General features: G+C 70.5%; 18 protein-coding genes and 1 pseudogene. 12 read left to right on the top strand and 7 right to left on the bottom strand.

All coding sequences use genetic code 11. From position 1 onward, the window contains the following. Positions 1 to 2 precede the first annotated feature (2 nt). Together ACFUO4_RS18560 and ACFUO4_RS18555 are read right to left on the bottom strand one after the other, a co-directional pair. Positions 3 to 476, bottom strand: coding sequence for a MarR family winged helix-turn-helix transcriptional regulator (locus tag ACFUO4_RS18560; protein ID WP_079313131.1), 474 nt, complete (start codon positions 474 to 476; stop codon positions 3 to 5). 106 nt (positions 477 to 582) lie between these two features. Then, positions 583 to 1,080: a hypothetical protein gene (locus tag ACFUO4_RS18555; RefSeq protein WP_383485868.1), complete on the bottom strand. Its 498-nt coding sequence runs from the start codon at positions 1,078 to 1,080 to the stop codon at positions 583 to 585. A gap of 109 nt (positions 1,081 to 1,189) precedes the next feature. Between ACFUO4_RS18555 and ACFUO4_RS18550 the strand changes: the two genes are divergently transcribed. After that, positions 1,190 to 1,525 (top strand): YnfA family protein, encoded by a 336-nt coding sequence (locus ACFUO4_RS18550; RefSeq protein ID WP_059193106.1) that lies wholly within the window; start codon positions 1,190 to 1,192, stop codon positions 1,523 to 1,525. A gap of 13 nt (positions 1,526 to 1,538) precedes the next feature. Here ACFUO4_RS18550 and ACFUO4_RS18545 read toward each other — a convergent pair whose 3' ends face one another. After that, positions 1,539 to 1,973, bottom strand: coding sequence for an ester cyclase (locus tag ACFUO4_RS18545; protein ID WP_079310667.1), 435 nt, complete (start codon positions 1,971 to 1,973; stop codon positions 1,539 to 1,541). A gap of 161 nt (positions 1,974 to 2,134) precedes the next feature. Between ACFUO4_RS18545 and ACFUO4_RS18540 the strand changes: the two genes are divergently transcribed. Genes ACFUO4_RS18540 through ACFUO4_RS18530 form a run of 3 tightly spaced genes read left to right on the top strand, consistent with a single transcriptional unit; the run spans position 2,135 to position 4,354 of the window. Then, positions 2,135 to 2,899 carry an SDR family NAD(P)-dependent oxidoreductase gene (locus ACFUO4_RS18540; RefSeq protein ID WP_383485863.1) on the top strand — a complete coding sequence of 255 codons (765 nt, stop codon included), beginning with the start codon at positions 2,135 to 2,137 and terminating at the stop codon, positions 2,897 to 2,899. Beyond that, positions 2,899 to 3,051, top strand: a complete 153-nt coding sequence (locus tag ACFUO4_RS18535) for a hypothetical protein (RefSeq protein WP_383485860.1) — start codon at positions 2,899 to 2,901, stop codon at positions 3,049 to 3,051. Before ACFUO4_RS18540 ends, ACFUO4_RS18535 begins: the two co-directional genes overlap by 1 nt. 40 nt (positions 3,052 to 3,091) lie before the next feature. Beyond that, positions 3,092 to 4,354, top strand: a complete 1,263-nt coding sequence (locus tag ACFUO4_RS18530) for a GNAT family N-acetyltransferase (protein ID WP_383485857.1) — start codon at positions 3,092 to 3,094, stop codon at positions 4,352 to 4,354. A 49-nt stretch (positions 4,355 to 4,403) separates the two neighbouring features. Here ACFUO4_RS18530 and ACFUO4_RS18525 read toward each other — a convergent pair whose 3' ends face one another. After that, entirely contained in the window at positions 4,404 to 5,597 is a 1,194-nt protein-coding gene (locus ACFUO4_RS18525; RefSeq protein WP_383485854.1) for an RtcB family protein, read from the bottom strand. 207 nt (positions 5,598 to 5,804) lie between these two features. Here ACFUO4_RS18525 and ACFUO4_RS18520 point away from each other — a divergent pair, with 207 nt between their 5' ends. From ACFUO4_RS18520 to ACFUO4_RS18510, 3 genes are all read left to right on the top strand, one after another. Continuing rightward, entirely contained in the window at positions 5,805 to 6,638 is an 834-nt protein-coding gene (locus ACFUO4_RS18520) for a DUF3558 domain-containing protein (protein ID WP_383485851.1), read from the top strand. A gap of 124 nt (positions 6,639 to 6,762) precedes the next feature. Continuing rightward, positions 6,763 to 7,635, top strand: coding sequence for a DUF3558 domain-containing protein (locus tag ACFUO4_RS18515; protein ID WP_383485849.1), 873 nt, complete (start codon positions 6,763 to 6,765; stop codon positions 7,633 to 7,635). 130 nt (positions 7,636 to 7,765) lie between these two features. Next, a complete protein-coding gene (locus ACFUO4_RS18510; RefSeq protein WP_383485846.1) occupies positions 7,766 to 9,085 on the top strand; it encodes a DUF2637 domain-containing protein in 1,320 nt (439 codons plus the stop codon). Between the two features lie 55 nt (positions 9,086 to 9,140). Here the strand turns inward: ACFUO4_RS18510 and lysS are convergent, their stop codons facing one another. Next, complete coding sequence (lysS, locus tag ACFUO4_RS18505; RefSeq protein ID WP_383485843.1) at positions 9,141 to 10,874, bottom strand: lysine--tRNA ligase; 1,734 nt, start codon at positions 10,872 to 10,874, stop codon at positions 9,141 to 9,143. Between the two features lie 200 nt (positions 10,875 to 11,074). Here lysS and argS point away from each other — a divergent pair, with 200 nt between their 5' ends. From argS to ACFUO4_RS18485, 4 genes and pseudogenes are all read left to right on the top strand, one after another. Further along, the gene (gene argS, locus ACFUO4_RS18500; protein WP_383485840.1) at positions 11,075 to 12,841 is read left to right on the top strand and encodes an arginine--tRNA ligase; all 1,767 of its coding nucleotides are present in this window, start codon (positions 11,075 to 11,077) and stop codon (positions 12,839 to 12,841) included. A 64-nt stretch (positions 12,842 to 12,905) separates the two neighbouring features. Then, positions 12,906 to 13,004, top strand: a pseudogene (locus ACFUO4_RS18495) (transcriptional regulator); the annotation flags it as partial. After that, entirely contained in the window at positions 13,001 to 13,129 is a 129-nt protein-coding gene (locus ACFUO4_RS18490) for a DUF397 domain-containing protein (protein WP_383485837.1), read from the top strand. The pseudogene ACFUO4_RS18495 and the gene ACFUO4_RS18490, both read left to right, overlap by 4 nt. After that, positions 13,129 to 13,869 (top strand): DUF4253 domain-containing protein, encoded by a 741-nt coding sequence (locus ACFUO4_RS18485; protein WP_383485835.1) that lies wholly within the window; start codon positions 13,129 to 13,131, stop codon positions 13,867 to 13,869. Before ACFUO4_RS18490 ends, ACFUO4_RS18485 begins: the two co-directional genes overlap by 1 nt. A gap of 3 nt (positions 13,870 to 13,872) precedes the next feature. Here ACFUO4_RS18485 and ACFUO4_RS18480 read toward each other — a convergent pair whose 3' ends face one another. Next, a complete protein-coding gene (locus ACFUO4_RS18480) occupies positions 13,873 to 15,084 on the bottom strand; it encodes a PLP-dependent aminotransferase family protein (protein ID WP_383485832.1) in 1,212 nt (403 codons plus the stop codon). A gap of 214 nt (positions 15,085 to 15,298) precedes the next feature. On the opposite strand from ACFUO4_RS18480, the gene ACFUO4_RS18475 reads away from it, so the two are divergent. Continuing rightward, positions 15,299 to 15,496 (top strand): hypothetical protein, encoded by a 198-nt coding sequence (locus ACFUO4_RS18475; RefSeq protein WP_383485829.1) that lies wholly within the window; start codon positions 15,299 to 15,301, stop codon positions 15,494 to 15,496. On the opposite strand, the gene ACFUO4_RS18470 is transcribed toward ACFUO4_RS18475, so the two are convergent. Beyond that, positions 15,439 to 16,758 (bottom strand): helix-turn-helix domain-containing protein, encoded by a 1,320-nt coding sequence (locus ACFUO4_RS18470; protein ID WP_383485826.1) that lies wholly within the window; start codon positions 16,756 to 16,758, stop codon positions 15,439 to 15,441. The two genes, ACFUO4_RS18475 and ACFUO4_RS18470, sit on opposite strands and share 58 nt — an antisense overlap. Positions 16,759 to 16,896 lie beyond the last annotated feature (138 nt).

The raw sequence follows: 16,896 nt of genomic DNA, 5'->3' as shown, positions 1-16,896 counted from the left end.
CTCTAGACGTCCCCGTCCCGAAGCCGGGCCACCTGCGCCGCGCTGAACTCCGTCGTCCGCCTCATGTGGTCGACGATCAGCGCGAGTTGCTCGGCGTCGAGGTCGTCGAAGAGCGCGACCCAGCCACCCCCCAGCCGGTCCCACACCCGCCCGAACTCGACGATCTTCTCCGGCACGGTGGTCACCAGCACCCGTCGCCGGTCGACCACGTCCCGCTCCCGCACCACGTACCCGGCCCGCTCCAGCCGGTCCACGAGCCGCGTCGCGGACCCGGTTGTCAGCCCCGTCAGCTCGGCGATCCGTCCCGTCGTCACCGGACCGCCCTCCAGGGTCAGCAGGTTCAGACACTGCAAGTCGGTGGGGTGCAGGCCGAGATGATCGGCGAGGGCCTGGTTGAACAGGGCGTACGAGGCCATGTACCGACGGGAGACGGCCGACAACTCCTCGAGCACCCGCTCCCGAGCCGCTCCGCCCATACCGCCCGCACCTCCGTCCCCTGCGCCGTGCAGCAATCGTACGACGCACAGAACCACCCTCACGGCGGCCCGCATCCGGCGTCAGAAGCAGACGTGTCCCCGGTGTTCAGAAGTAGTACGCGTCCCCGGTCTCCAGCACCAGCACCCGCTGCCGGTCGTTCGCCCGGTTCCGGTCCACCACCCCGCCGCTCCACACCGTGTCCATCTCCAGGAGCACCTCCGGCGGCTCCCCCCGCAACCGCACCCGCAGCTCGACCTGCTCCCCCAGCCCGTCCGCGTCCAGCGCCCCCACCCGGCACAGCACCACCCGCGCACCCGTCCGCGCGCACCCGTCCGGCAGCGTCTGCCGGTCGGCGAGCGGCTCCGACCAGCGCAGCCGTACCGTCGCGTCCGGGACCGCCGAGGGCCCGTGGTTGCGCGGTGTGAACCGCACGTCGACCCGGCCGGCCGCCATGGTCGCGGCACCGTGATAGGCGAGATCGGCCTCGGGAGCATGGACGCCCCACCTGTCGTAGGGCCCGTCCGCGGCCGCCGCCACCGGAGCCACCCCGCAGACCGCCGCCGCCCCGACCGCCACGCACGCACCCAGCACCCGAACCCGCATACCGCCCACTCCTCAGAGGAGACTCCACCGTGGTCGTACGGATGTATCCCACGCGGAGCGGCGGACAGGCGCCGTCCATCAGGTGAAGCCGGTGTGCCACCCTTCCGGCATGCACGTCCTGCGCTCCGCCGTCCTCTTCGTGGTCGCCGCCCTGTTCGAGATCGGCGGCGCCTGGCTGGTGTGGCAGGGCGTGCGCGAGCACCGCGGCTGGCTCTGGATCGGCGGCGGCGTCCTCGCCCTCGGCGCCTACGGCTTCGTCGCCACCCTCCAGCCGGACGCCCACTTCGGCCGGATCCTCGCCGCGTACGGCGGTGTCTTCGTCGCCGGTTCGATCCTGTGGGGCATGGCCGCGGACGGCTACCGTCCCGACCGCTGGGACGTCACGGGCGCGCTGATCTGCCTCGCGGGCATGGCCGTCATCATGTACGCGCCGCGAGGACAGTGAGCCCTCCAGGTCGTCAGGGCGTGTCTTCGGGCAGCAGCCCCAGCTGCCCCAGGAACTCCAGCTCGTCGAAGTAGAGCCGGTACTCGGTGATCCGGCCGTCCTTCACCGTGGCGAGATCCACTCCCCGGATGCCGACCTCCTTGCCCGTGGCGGGCAGGGTGCCGCCGTCCGGCAGATACAGCGGGCCGGTGTTGTGCCCGTGGTAGACACCTTCGTCGATGGCGGTGTCGCCGATCTCGTACGAGTGCAGCGTCTCGAACCTGCCGTCGGGGACCGACTCCGTCATCTGCCGCCAGTACTCGACGATGTTGTCGCGCCCGTGGATCTCCCCCTCGTCGGGGGTGTAGGCGACCGCGTCCTCCGCATACAGCTCGGCGACGACCTTCAGGTCCGGGTGCGCGGTCACCGCGTCGGTGAGCCGGTCCATGACCTCACGCGCTTCTCCCATGATCCACCTCCGTCGTCCAGGGGATCACCCCTCCCATCCTCCCACCGAGCCCGGGCCCCGGCCCGCGATACGGACCGCCCCGAGGAAGCCGCCGCGCCCCGCCTATCCTGAAGACGGCCACCCGATGGCCACCCGACCGCCGACCCGAGGAGCCCCCGCCCATGCCCAGCGCAGCGTCCCGCATCGCCGTCGTGACCGGTGCGAGCAGCGGAATCGGCGCCGCCACGGCCCGCGGGCTGGCCGCCGCCGGCTACCGCGTCGTCCTCACCGCCCGCCGCAAGGACCGTATCGAGGCGCTCGCGGAGGAGATCAACGCGGCGGGCCACCAGGCGACGGCGTACCAGCTGGACGTCACCGACCGGGCCGCGGTCGACGAGTTCGCCACCGCCTTCAAGACGATCGGCGTCCTGGTCAACAACGCGGGCGGCGCGCTCGGCGCCGACCCGGTCGCGACCGGCGACCCGGCCGACTGGCGCACGATGTACGAGACGAACGTCATCGGCACCCTCAACCTCACCCAGGCCCTGCTCCCCAAGCTGATCGCGAGCGGCGACGGCACGGTGGTCGTCGTCTCCTCCACCGCGGGCCACGGCACGTACGAGGGCGGCGGCGGTTACGTGGCCGCCAAGCACGGCGCCCACGTCCTCGCCGAGACCCTCCGCCTGGAGATCGTCGGGCAGCCGGTTCGGGTGATCGAGATCGCGCCCGGCATGGTGAAGACGGACGAGTTCGCGCTCACCCGCTTCGGCGGCGACGAGGAGAAGGCCGCCAAGGTCTACCAGGGCGTCGCCGAGCCCCTGACGGCCGACGACGTGGCGGAGACGATCACCTGGGCGGTCACCCGCCCCGCCCACGTCAACGTCGACCTCCTGGTCCTGCGCCCGCGCGCCCAGGCGTCGAACACGAAGGTGCACAGGGAGCTGTGATGGCCGAGGCCGAGCCCGACGACGCGGAGCAGCGCCGCCTGGCACTGGAGAAGAAGCGCGAACGCATCGTCTGGTACTACCTCGGCTACTTCCTCTTCGGCATCCACATCGTCGCGTTCGTCATGATCTACGCGGTCACGCACGCGAAATAGCCGAGCGCGGCAGGGAATCGGGACCATAGGGTCACCGCCTGTGGACAGACACGTAGCCTTCGACGCCCTGCACAACTTCCGCGACCTGGGCGGATACCGGACGGCGGACGGCCGCCGCATCCGCCCGGGCGTGCTCTACCGCTCCGACTCCCTGGGCAAGCTGACGACGGGCACCCCCGACTGGTCCCGCTTCCTCTCCCTCGGCGTCCGCACGGTCGTCGACCTGCGCTACCCCTGGGAGATCGAACGCCAGGGCCGCGTCCCGGCGGACGACTCCTACGCGTACGTCAACCTCAGCATCGAGCACCAGCCGTACAACCAGGCGGCGTTGGCCCCGGAGACCGACCCCGGCCCGTACCTGGCCGAGCGCTACCTGCAAGTGGCGGAGGACGGCAGGAAGGAGATCCGGACCGCGCTGGAAACGATCGCGACCGCCTCCACCACCGCCCCCCTCGTCTTCCACTGCGCCTCCGGCAAGGACCGCACGGGCGAACTGGCGGCGCTGGTCCTGACGTTGCTGGGCGTGGACGAGCGCACGGTCGTCGAGGACTTCACCCTCACGGAACTGGCGTCCGCGGCCCTCCTGTCCGACTGGCAGGCGCGGCACAACGGCCAGTCCCCCACCTGGCTGGGCTTCGGCAGAGCCCCGGCATCGGTGATGCGGGGCTTCCTGGGCCTCCTGAAGGAGCGATACGGCTCGGTGGAGGGGTACGTGACCCAGGCGCTCGGCATGGACGCGGAGTCCCTCGCGGCGAAGCTGGCGGCCAACCTCCTGGAACCGTTCCCCACCACCCACCCTCCGCTGACCTACCGCAGGGCCGAACCCCAGGACGCCGAACGCCTCGTCCACCTCCGCGACTCGGTGGCCCTGTGGATGCTGGCCCGGGACATCGACCAGTGGAAGCCCGCCGAGAAGGACGCGGCCCACTTCCGCACCCGCATGGCAGAGGGCGAGGTCTGGCTGGCGTACGCCGACGGCCACGTGGCCGGGGCGTACGAACTCTGGTGGACGGACGAGGCGGCCTGGGGCCCCCGCCCCGCCGACGCCGGCTACATCCACCGCCTGATGACGACCCCGCACCTGGCCCCGCCCGGAACCGGCCGGGCCCTCCTGACCCACGCGGAATCCCGCATCGCAGCGGCCGCGCTCCCCTACGCCCGCCTGGACTGCCTGTCCACCAACCCCCGCCTGCGCACGTACTACGAGAAGGCGGGCTACACGGTCACGGGCGAACAGCCCGCGAAGAAGGACGGCTCAGGCAGCCCGTACGCGGTGACCCTGCTGGAGAAGCACCTGCCGTGAACGAGGAAGGAACGAGGAAGGCCCCGGCCGGAACCGGGGCCTTCCCACGTCAGCCCTTCACACACACGACCTGCTTCAGCTTCGCGACGACCTCCACGAGGTCCCGCTGCTGGTCGATGACCTTCTCGATCGGCTTGTAGGCGCCCGGGATCTCGTCCACGACGCCGGAGTCCTTACGGCACTCCACGCCCCGCGTCTGCTCCTCCAGGTCCTTCGTCGAGAAGCGCCGCTTGGCCGCGTTGCGGCTCATGCGCCGACCGGCGCCGTGGGACGCGGAGTTGAAGGACAGCGGGTTGCCGAGGCCCTTCACGATGTACGACCCCGTGCCCATCGAACCCGGGATGATCCCGAACTCGCCGGAGCCGGCCCGGATCGCGCCCTTGCGGGTCACGAGCAGGTCCATCCCGTCGTAGCGCTCCTCGGCCACGTAGTTGTGGTGCGCGCTGATCTCCGGCTCGAAGGTCGGCTTCGCCTTCTTGAACTCCTTGCGGATCACGTCCTTGAGGAGCGCCATCATGATCGTGCGGTTGTACTTCGCGTACTCCTGCGCCCAGAACAGGTCGTTGCGGTACGCCCCCATCTGCGGGGTGTCCGCCACGAAGACGGCGAGGTCGCGGTCGATCAGGCCCTGGTTGTGCGGGAGCTTCTGGGCGATGCCGATGTGGTGCTCGGCCAGTTCCTTGCCGATGTTCCGGGAACCGGAGTGGAGCATCAGCCAGACAGAACCGGTCGTATCGGTGCATACCTCGACGAAGTGATTTCCCGAGCCGAGCGTGCCCATTTGCTTCGTGGCCCGCTCCTCCCGGAACTTCACCGCGTCCGCGACTCCGTCGAACCGCCCCCAGAAGTCGTCCCACCCCGCGGTCGGCAGCGCATGGAAGCGCCCCGGGTCGACGGGATCGTCGTGCATCCCCCGCCCCACCGGAATGGCCTGCTCGATCTTCGACCGCAGCCGCGACAGGTCCCCCGGCAGGTCGTTCGCCGTCAGCGACGTCTTCACCGCCGACATCCCGCAGCCGATGTCGACACCGACCGCGGCCGGGCACACCGCACCCTGCATCGCGATGACCGACCCGACCGTCGCACCCTTCCCGTAATGGACGTCCGGCATGACCGCCAGGCCCTTGATCCAGGGCAGGGTCGCGACGTTGCGAAGCTGCTGGAGCGCGCCCTCCTCCACCGACGCGGGGTCGGTCCACATACGGATGGGAACCTTCGCGCCCTGCATTTCCACGTACGACATATCGTCCTCATTCCCCCGGAAATCAACACAAAGTCTCAAATCGCAAAACCGGCGCCAAGGTCAACGAAAGGGACAACGGACCGGCGTCCACGGCTGTGCGTGCGATACACATGGTGCGCAGGGGGCACCCCCGCCCGGCAAGCGAATAACCAGCAGCGATCCCACAGCTGCCTCGCAGCGATCCAGCAGCATCGAGAGGAGCCGACCGTGCAGCGGAAGGCGTACGTACCCGGCGTCGCGGCCCTCCTCGTGGCGCTGCTCGCCGCCGGCTGCACCAGCGGCTCGGACACGGGCGGCACCGACGACAACTCCAACCCGGGCGACGCCGGCACCGCCTCCCCCGTCGCCGAGCCCGGCCGCTACCGCACCCTCCCCGAGCCCTGCGGCGCGGTCAGCCAGGACACCCTCGACACGCTCCTGCCCGGCATCCAGCAGCTCACGGACGAGGACCAGCGGGAGAAGGCGTACGAGGGCACCCCGACGACCACCTTCGACATCGACCGCAAGGTCGGCTGCCAGTGGAAGGTGGAGTCGTCCGACGCCACCGACCACCTCCTCGTCGACCTGGAGCGGGTCGTGTCGTACGACAACTCCGTCAGCGACGACAACCAGGCGCAGGCGCTGTTCGCGGAAGCGCAGACGGCGGCGCATCTCCCGGCGCCGTCCGAGTCGGCGACGTCGGACGCGGGTTCCTCGGCGACCCCGGGCGACGCGGCATCGGCCTCAGCCACCACCTCCTCATCCTCTTCCCCCTCCTCCTCTTCTTCCTCCTCGCCCTCCGACGGGTCCACGCCCGCCGATCTCCAGCCCCGCGTCCTCGACGATCTGGGCGACGAGGCGTTCCTGAACGACGTGGTGAGCAGTTCGGGTTCGGCGGCCCGGCAGCGCACGGTGACTGTGGCGTTCCGCACGTCCAACGTGATCGTGACGGTCGAGTACGAGGAGCAGCCGACCACCATCGGCACCGCCCCGGACAGCAAGGAAATGCAGGACAGGGCAAGGAATCTGGCCGCCGAGCTGGCGGAGGCGCTGGCGGGCTGATGCCCGTCGGTGACGTTCCGCAATGCCCGGGAAGCAGAACCGCACAGCTGTCCCACCGCGTACCGTGGCCCCTCGGACCCGATCCGACCGCAGGAGCACGAGCAGCGTCATGAGTGAAGGAACCATGCAGCGAGCAGCACAGAGCGACCAGCGTGACCCGCGAACGAAGCGCGCCTACCGGGTGCTTCTCGGCGCAGCCGCCGTCCCCCTGATGCTGGTGGCCACGGCCTGTTCCTCGGACTCCGGCTCGTCGTCGGACGACAACGCGGCCGGCGCCGGCCAGAGCAGCTCCGAGAACTCCGCCTCGGTCAGCCCGTCGCCGACCGTGCAGGCGGCGGCGTACAAGTCGCTTCCGGACGCGTGCGACACCCTGTCGAAGGGCACGCTCGGCGATCTGGTCCCGAAGGCCTCGAAGTCCGGCAAGCAGGGCAAGTCGGACGATGTGGCGACGCGCGGCAGCTGCTCGTGGTCGAGCCTCGACAACAACGGCGTCAAGGGCTCCCAGTTCCGCTGGCTGAACGTCTCCCTGCTCCGCTTCGACTCCGACGTCACGCGCGGCGAGGGCGACAAGCTGGCGCAGGAGTACTACGACAAGCAGGTGCAGGACGCCCAGTCGGCGGAGGGCGCGAAGAACACGAAGGCGGAGCCGGTGCCGGGCACGGGCGACCAGGCGACCCTGGTCCGCTACGACCTGAAGAAGAAGGAAGGCTCCTTCAAGCAGCAGACGCTGGTCACCCGCGTCGAGAACGTCGTCGTCACCCTCGACTACAACGGCGCGGGCCTGGCCGGCGAGAAGACGCCGAGCGCCGACACCCTCGCGAAGCTGGTGAAGTCGGCGGCGAAGGAGACGGTCGCGTCGGTGACGAAGGCGAACACGGGCGGCGGCAGCGGCAGCGGCACCGGTGGGACGAGCCCCTCCCCGACCGCGTCGAAGTCGGCGTCCAAGCCGGCCTCGCCCTCCGCATCTCCGTCCAAGTCGACCGCGAAGAAGAGCTGACAAAGCCCTGACAGAGGGCTGACGAGCCCTACCGGCCACCCGTGCGCCGCACACATGTGCCACTCTGTTGCGCGCAACAACACGCAAGGGGAGGGGAGTACGGGTGGCCGCGCCTATGCAGCTGACTCGGATGCACCGCGTTCTCATCGGCGTGGTCGTGTTCGGCGCAGTGATCATCGCCGGCATCGGCTTCGCGGGTTCGTACGCCGCAGTCCGCGAACTCGCCATCAAAAAGGGCTTCGGGAACTTCAGTTACGTCTTCCCGATCGGCATCGACGCGGGCATCTGTGTCCTGCTGGCCCTGGATCTGCTCCTGACCTGGATCCGCATACCCTTCCCGCTGCTGCGCCAGACGGCGTGGCTGCTGACGGCGGCCACGATCGCCTTCAACGGCGCCGCGGCCTGGCCGGACCCGCTGGGTGTGGGCATGCACGCGGTGATCCCGGTCCTGTTCGTGGTCGCGGTCGAGGCGGCCCGCCACGCGATCGGCCGGATCGCGGACATCACGGCGGACAAGCACATGGAGGGCGTCCGCCTGACGCGCTGGCTCCTCTCCCCGATCCCCACGTTCCTCCTCTGGCGCCGTATGAAGCTGTGGGAGCTGCGCTCCTACGAGCAGGTCATCAAGCTCGAACAGGACCGCCTGGTCTACCAGGCCCGCCTGCACTCCCGCTTCGGCCGCGCCTGGCGCCGCAAGGCCCCGGTGGAGTCCCTGATGCCGCTGCGCCTGGCCCGCTACGGCGTCCCGCTGGCGGAAACGGCCCCGGCGGGCCTGGCGGCGGCGGGCATCGAGCCGGTGCTGCTGCCTCCCGCCCCGCAGGTGGAGATGGAGCGGGCCCCCGCGCCGGCGCCGATGCCCGCGGTGGAGGGTGCGGCGGCGCCCGTACGGGAGCAGCTTCCCGCCCCCGAGGCACCGCAGCCCCCCGCCGAGCCGGCCGAGCAGCAGAGCCCGTGGCTCCAGGCGAGGGACCCGCACACCGTCCAGTACCAGGGCAACTACGACCCGACGTACGACCCGGACGCGGAGTACTGGCAGCAGTACGCGGACGAACAGCAGCAGTTCGAGGACCAGCAGAGGTTCGAGGACCAGCAGCGGTTCCAGGGACAGCCGCGCTTCGACGAACAGCAGCCCTTCGAACAGCAGCAGTTCGAGGAGCCGCCGGCGGCCGTCCAGGAGCCGTCCATGGAGGACACGGGCAGCTTCCCCATCCCGTCCGGTCCGGGCCGTACCCGGGAGATGGGCGCGGGCGGTGGCACGGAGCTGACCGAGGACGACTACTACCTGGTCTTCAAGAAGTCGATAGACGGCAGCTACCCGACCTCGGGCCAGTTCAGGGGCGACGTGGAGGCCACGTACGGCACCACGCTCCCGCAGCGTGAGGCGGAGCGGATGGTCAACCGCTTCACCAACCGCCACACGGCGGAACTCCAGGAAGACCACATCGCGTAGCGAGAACGAAGAAGAAGGGCCCTCTGACGAGGGCCCTTCTTCTTCACTTCACCGCTTACTCGCCGAGCAGGCTCCGCACCCGCTCCTGGCCGACCGCCAGCAGCAGCGTGGGCAGCCGCGGGCCGGTGTCGCGCCCGACCAGCAGGTGGTACAGCAGCGCGAAGAACGTACGCTGGGCCGTCTTGATCTCCGGCGGCAGCTCCTTGGGCGTGGCGTCGGCGGAGAACCCGGCCTGCACCTTCGGCACCCCGTACACCAGGTGCGTCAGCCCGTCCAGCGACCAGTTCGCCGCAAGCCCGTCCAGCAGCAGCCGCAGGGACTCCCGGGACGCCTCGTCGAGGGACTTCAGCAGCTCGGCGTCCGGCTCCTCGCGCACGATGGTCCGCTGGTCGGCGGGGACGTGCGTGTTGATCCAGGCCTCGGCCTTGTCGTACCGCGGACGGGCCTCGTCCAGGGACGTCAGCGGGTCCGTCGGGTCCAGCTCGCTCAGGATCCGCAGCGCCTGGTCCTCGTGCCCGGCGGTGATGTCGGCGACGGAGGCAAGGGTCCGGTACGGCAGCGGACGCGCGGTCCGCGGCAGCTCGCCGCCCGCCGTGCGCACCGCACGCGAGTGCGCGGCGACGTCGGCCGGAAGCGCGGACCCGTCCGCGACCTTGGCGTCCAGCTTGTCCCACTCGTCGTAGAGCCGCTGGATCTCCTGGTCGAAGGCGATCTTGAAGGACTGGTTGGGACGACGGCGGGCGTAGAGCCAGCGCAGGATCTGCGGCTCCATGATCTGGAGCGCGTCGCCGGGGGTCGGGACCCCGCCCCGCGACGACGACATCTTCGCCATCCCGGAGATGCCCACGAACGCGTACATCGGCCCGATGGGCTGCTTGCCGCCGAAGATCCCGACGATCTGCCCGCCGACCTGGAAGCTCGACCCCGGGGACGAGTGGTCGACACCGCTCGGCTCGAAGACGACCCCCTCGTACGCCCACCGCATCGGCCAGTCGACCTTCCAGACCAGCTTGCCGCGGTTGAACTCGTTGAGCCGCACGGTCTCGGCGAAGCCGCACTCGTTGCAGGTGTACGACAGCTCGGTGGTGTCGTCGTCGTACGAGGTGACCGTCGTCAGGTCCTTCTCGCAGTTGCCGCAGAACGGCTTGTACGGGAAGTACCCGGCGGACCCGGAGGACCCGTCGTCCTCACCGGCCGCGCCGGACCCCTCGGCGGCCTCCAGCTCGGCCTCGTCGACCGGCTTCTGCTGCTGCTTCTTGGCCGGGGCCTTCTTCGTCCGGTACTGGGCGAGGATGGCGTCGATGTCGGCGCGGTGCTTCATGGCGTGCAGGATCTGCTCGCGGTAGGCGCCCGCGGTGTACTGGGCGGTCTGGCTGATCCCGTCGAACTCCACGCCCAGCTCGGCGAGCGCCTCGACCATGGCGGCCTTGAAGTGCTCGGCCCAGTTCGGGTACGACGAGCCGGCGGGCGCCGGGACGGAGGTCAGCGGCTTGCCGATGTGCTCGGCCCACGAGTCGTCGACCCCGGCGATGCCCTGGGGCACCTTGCGGTACCGGTCGTAGTCGTCCCAGGAGATCAGGTGCCGCACCTGGTACCCGCGGCGGCGGATCTCGTCGGCGACGAGATGCGGGGTCATGACCTCACGGAGGTTTCCGAGGTGGATCGGTCCCGACGGCGACAGCCCGGACGCGACGACGACCGGTTTGCCCGGGGCCCGACGCTCCGACTCCTCGATGACCTCATCCGCGAAACGGGAGACCCAGTCGGTGGTCTCGGTGCTCTGAGCCACGGGGCACGTCCTTCTTTCTCCTGAAGCAGCCGGTACGGTCTACGGCTGGCGCTGCCATTGTCCCAGCTACGTCGGCAAGCGCGAAAACGCCTTTTCATGGACGCGCCCCGCACCCGGCAACGAGACGGAAAAACCCCTTTGCAGCCCCGTGGGATACTGACCGGGTCTATCAAACCCACGAGGAGAACGGCTCCCACCCCATGGCCCCGGTCACGCCCCTCAGCGCCTCCGTCGAGCAGCAGCTCACGTCCGCCATCTCCGCCACCCTGCCGGAGACCACCGACGTCGACCCCCTGCTCCGACGCAGCGACCGGGCCGACTACCAGGCCAACGGCATCCTCGCCCTCGCCAAGAAGAACAAGGCGAACCCGCGCGAGCTGGCCACCGAGGTCGTCGCGCACCTCACCACCGGCGACGTGATCAAGGATGTCGAGGTCTCCGGCCCCGGCTTCCTCAACATCACGGTCTCCGACAGGGCGATCACGGAGACCCTCGCCGCCCGCGCCGCCGACGGCGACCGTCTCGGCGTCCCCCTCAAGGACCAGCCCGGCATCACGGTCATCGACTACGCCCAGCCGAACGTGGCCAAGGAGATGCACGTAGGCCACCTGCGGTCAGCCGTGATCGGCGACGCCCTGCGCGGCATGCTCGACTTCACCGGCGAGCAGACGATCGGCCGGCACCACATCGGCGACTGGGGCACCCAGTTCGGCATGCTCATCCAGTACCTGATCGAGAACCCGGACGAACTGTCCGCGGAGACCGACACGGACGGCGAGCAGGCCATGTCGAACCTGAACCGGGTCTACAAGGCGTCCCGCGCGGTCTTCGACGCGGACGAGGCCTTCAAGGAGCGGGCCAGGAAGCGGGTCGTCGCCCTGCAGTCCGGCGACAAGGAGACGCTCGACCTGTGGCAGCGGTTCGTGGACGAGTCGAAGGTCTACTTCTACTCCGTCTTCGAGAAGCTCGACATGGAGATCCGGGACGACGAAATCGTCGGCGAGTCGGCGTACAACGACGGCATGCCGGAGACCGCCCGCCTCCTGGAGGAGATGGGCGTGGCCGTCCGCTCCGAGGGCGCGCTCGTCGTGTTCTTCGACGAGATCCGCGGCAAGGACGACAAGCCGGTCCCGCTGATCGTGCAGAAGGCGGACGGCGGCTTCGGCTACGCGGCCTCCGACCTGACCGCGATCCGCAACCGCGTCCAGGACCTGCACGCCACGTCCCTGATCTACGTCGTGGACGTACGTCAGTCGCTGCACTTCAAGATGGTCTTCGAGGCGGCCCGCCGGGCGGGCTGGCTGACCGACGAGGTCACCGCGCACAACATGGGCTACGGCACGGTGCTGGGCGCGGACGGCAAGCCGTTCAAGACGCGTGAGGGCGAGACGGTCAAGCTGGAGGACCTCCTCGACGAGGCCGTCGAGCGGGCCACCGCCGTCGTGCGGGAGAAGGCCGAGAAGGTGGGCCTGACCGAGGAAGAGATCGTCGAGAACGGGCGGTACGTCGGTATCGGCGCCGTGAAGTACGCGGACCTGTCGACGTCGGCGAACCGGGACTACAAGTTCGACCTGGACCAGATGGTCTCGCTGAACGGCGACACGAGCGTGTACCTGCAGTACGCGTACGCCCGTATCAAGTCGATCCTGCGCAAGGCGGAGGGCGCCGACCCGGTCGCCCACCCCGAACTGGAACTTGCCCAGGCGGAGCGGTCGTTGGGCCTGCACCTGGACGCGTTCGGCGACACGGTCTTCGAGGCGGCGGAGGAGTACGCCCCGCACAAGCTGGCCGCGTACCTGTACCAGCTGGCCTCGCTGTTCACGTCGTTCTACGACCAGTGCCCGGTGATCAAGCCGCGCCCGGCGCAGGAGATCGCGGAGAACCGCCTCTTCCTCTGCGACTTGACCGCCCGCACCCTCCACCAGGGCATGGCCCTCCTGGGCATCCGCACCCCCGAGCGCCTCTGACCGCAAGCCGGCGAACAGCGGCCCGTCCTCTCCCAGATGGAGAGGACGGGCCTTTGTCGTGGTGGTGTCCAGGCTGGCGCGCAAGTATGCGATGCTGCGGACACAGGCCCTGACCGCCCACGACTCGAAGGGTCTGCTCGACCGCCTGCTAGGAGAGCAATGAGCACCGAGGCGCTTCAGTGGTTCAAGTCGACCTACAGCGGCAGCGAGGGCGGCCAGTGCCTCGAAGTGGCCACCACCCTCCAGGTCACCCCCTCCGCCTGGGCCGCCTTCGTCGCGACCGCCTGATGGCAAGCCTCCCCAACCCGCTCCCCACCCTGGCCGACCTCGAACTCGGCCTGCCTTCAGGCACATTGCTCGGCACCACGCTGTGGCTCGCGGACGCCCCCGCGCAGCCCGGTGACTGGACGACGTACCAGCAAGCGCCGCGTACCGTCGGCCTCCTCCCCGTCCTCATCGACGTCGGCGCGGGTCACGGCGGGCCGGGGGAATGGGAGTTGGAGCCCGAGGAGATGTCGTATCCCGGGGACCACGACCCCGAGGAGGTGCTGGCCGACTTCTGGGACACGTACCAGGACGACGAATGGCCGGGCCTGGCGGAGCCGACCGCTTCGGACGGCTCCCCGGATGCCGTCGCCGCGGACGTCGTCAGCTCCCTCCTGAACGGCGGAGGCCCCCTGAAGGACCCCCGCCCCGCCCTCGTCCCGGCGCGCCGCAGCGCGGACATCCCGGCGGTGATCGGCTGGATGGGACCGGCGAACCACGAGGGCGACGTGGCCCGGCTCAGCGCGGTGCTCCGCTCCTGGGAGGACCGCTTCGGCATACGCGTCGTGGCCCTCGGCTTCGACCAGCTGATCGTGTCCGTCGCCACCCCGCCCACGACCCTCGACGAAGCCCTGGCCGTGGCCGCCGAGCACTTCGCCTTCTGCCCGGACAACATCTGGCAGGGCGCCCCCGGCACCACCCTCCAGACCTACGCGGAACGCCAGTTGCTCCACCAGCCCGCATGGCACTTCTGGTGGGACTGACGTTCAGCCGCCGAGCGCCCGCCCCAACCGCCGCAGCCCCTCCCCGATCCGCTCCGGCGTCTCCGTGACGAAGCACAGCCGCAGGGTGGCCCGGTCGGGGGCACCGGCGTAGAAGGGCGCCCCCGGCACGTAGGCCACGTCGTGCCGTACGACCTGGCCGAGCAGTGCCGTCGTGTCGTACGCCGAAGGCAGCCGCACCCACAGGAACATCCCGCCCTCGGGCCGCTGCCAACTCGCCCCCTCCGGCAGGACCTCCGCGAGCCCGGCGAGCATCGCGTCCCGCCGCTCGCCGTAGACGGCCGCGACCCGCGCCACGTGGGCGTCGAGATCCCGGTCCGCCAAGTACCGTGCGGCGGCGAGCTGGTTGACGGTCGGGGTGTGCAGGTCGGCGGCCTGCTTGGCGACCACACAGGCCCGCCGCAGCGCCGCGGGCGCGCGCAGCCAGCCGAGCCGCAGGCCCGGCGCCATGACCTTGGAGAAGGACCCGAGCAGCACGGTCCGGTCCGCGGCCTCCGCGTGCGCGGCGATCCACGGCACCCGCTCCCCCTCGAAGCGCAGCTCGCCGTACGGGTCGTCCTCGACGATCCACAGCCCGTGCCGCGCGGCCACGGACGCGAGCGCGGCCCGCCGCTCCGCGGGGACGGTGCGGCCGGTGGGGTTCTGGAAGGTGGGCACGGTGTAGAGCAGCTTCGGCCGTTCCCGTACGACGAGTTCGGCGAGCGCCTCCGGGTCGGGGCCGTCGGCGTCCCCCGGCACGCCCAGCACCCGCGCCCCGGCGAAGCCGAACACCTGAAGTGCCGCCAGATAGCAGGGCTCTTCGACCAGGACCGTGTCGCCGGGCTCGACGAGCGCGGTCGCGAGGAGGGTCAGAGCCTGCTGGGAGCCGGTGGTGATCAAGACGTCGTCGGCGGTCGTGGGCAGCCCGCGCACCGACATCCGCTCGGCGAGCGCGGCCCGCAGCGTCGGCTCGCCCTCCGTCGTGGAGTACTGGAGCGCCTGCCCGGGCACCTCGGCCAGCACAGCCCGGAAGGCGGCCGCGATGCCTTCGGCGTCGAAGAGTTCGGGCGCCGGAAGGCCGCCCGCGAAGTTGATGACCTCGGGCCGTGCGGTGACGGCGAGGATGTCCCGTACCGGAGAACCACCGATCGACCGGGCCCGCGCGGCGAGCGGGGGCACGGGGGCGAAGACGTCTGCGGGCGCGCTCGTAAGGGTCATGCGGAGCACCCTAGACAATTACCTGCCCTCTACAAGTAGCTTTCCACGATCCGGTCCCACGTCCCGGAACGCCCGCCTGGGACGCCCCGAACGCGCAGGTCAGCCGCCGTCCCACCGCGCCCGCGTCCCGAATCGCCAGGCCACCCCTGGCGCCCGCCGATCACCACCGCGCACGCTGGGCCCGCCGAACTCCCCCACCTGAGAGGGCCGTCCCATGCCCAGGTCCGCACCCACCGCCCGCCCCGCCCGGCTGCTTGCCGCGCTGACGGTCGTACTCGCCGTGTTCACCCTCACGGCGTGCGAGGACGGCGAGGGGCTGCGCGACGAGGGCCCGTCCTCCTCGATGTCCCGGTCCTACGACGACGACCCGCCGGCCGCCTCCCAGGCCTCCCCGCCGAGCGGGAACTCGTAAGCCGGTCGCCCGTTGTTGCCACTCGTGCGGAAGGGCCTCCCCTTGTCGTCGATCCGCAGCGTGCCGCTGCGCGACCCGCTCGACCAGTCCAGCTCCAGGAACCAGCTCACGTCGTAGGCGGAGGCGTCGGCCCGGATGTAGTACACCTCGGGGTCCGACTCGCTCACCTTGAACGGGAAGTCCCGGTGCCCCGCCTCGGGCAGCACGGCGGGCCGCGTCGCGTCGAGGGCGACGGTGAAGGACCGGGTCGGCACGTTGCCGCCGCAGCCCACGCCCGGAAACGCCATGGCGTAGTCGTTCCAGGCGAGCGGCGACCGCTTGCCGACCATCTGCACGGTCAGATCCTTGACGACCACCGTCTCCTCACCCGTGCCCTGCACGGTGAGCGTCACATACTGCTCCCCCGACGACACCGCCCCCGTGGCGGCCACCCACGCCGCCGCGCGCTGCTCGATCGGCGGCGGAGGCACCTCACCGGGCGGCTTGTCGACGAGATACCGCTGGGAGCAGGGACTCTCCCAGGAGTACGGGGCGACAGAGACCGTCAGCGGAACGGCGTCGCCGGTGGCGGCGGACGGACCGGACGTGCCCTTCCCGCCGGTGCCCTTCTCCCGTGCTGCCTTGTCCTTCGCGGTGGCCGAGGGCGAGGCGGACGGCGAGCTCTTCGACGGCGAGGGTGACGCCGCCGTGCTCTGCCCCGCCCCGTCGTCACCGGCGACGGACACGGACCCCGCGGGACGCTCGCTCTCGTCGCCGTCCCCACCCGAGGGCAGCCCCAGGGCAAGCCCGACGGCACCGAGGACACCGGCTACGGCGATGGCGGCGATGAGCGCGGTACGACGACGACGGGGAGCGGCCTCCGCACCCGGGGCCGCGGCCTCAGGCACCACCGCATCCGGCTCACCCGGCTCAACCGGCTCAACGGGCTCAACCGGCTCGCCCGACTGAACGGGCTCAACCGGCTCAACCGGCGCCGCGGCCTCCACCGTTGGCGTAGCCGCCCCCTTCTTCCCTCGCCCCGCATCCGCCAGCACCCACCGCCGATGCAGCTCGACGAGCTCCTCCGGCGAGGCCTTGCACAGCCGCGCGAGCCGCTCGACGGGGGCGTAGTCCGCCGGTACGGCATCGCCGTTGCAGTAGCGGTGCAGCGTCGACGTACTCATGTGAAGCCGCTTGGCGAGCACCCCGTAACTGAGCCCGGAGCGGTCCTTCAACTCCCGCAGAAACTCGGCGAACGCATCCGCGCCGGAGCCGTCGGTCACCGTTCTCCACCCCCATGTCGTCCCGTTCCGGCGTTCCAGGAACGGACTGTTCTAGCAGGTCAAAGCCCCTCTGGGCGTTCCAGCGTCCCGTATGGTCCGGCAGCACTGGCGGCCGGGACGAGGCACCCCACAAGCTCT

Origin of the sequence: Streptomyces sp. NPDC057280 (genome assembly GCF_042668605.1) — a bacterium.
In the GTDB taxonomy this organism is placed as follows: Bacteria; Actinomycetota; Actinomycetes; order Streptomycetales; family Streptomycetaceae; genus Streptomyces.
The sequence above is the reverse complement of the archived record's forward strand: the minus strand, read 5'-3'. Positions and strand labels throughout refer to the sequence as shown.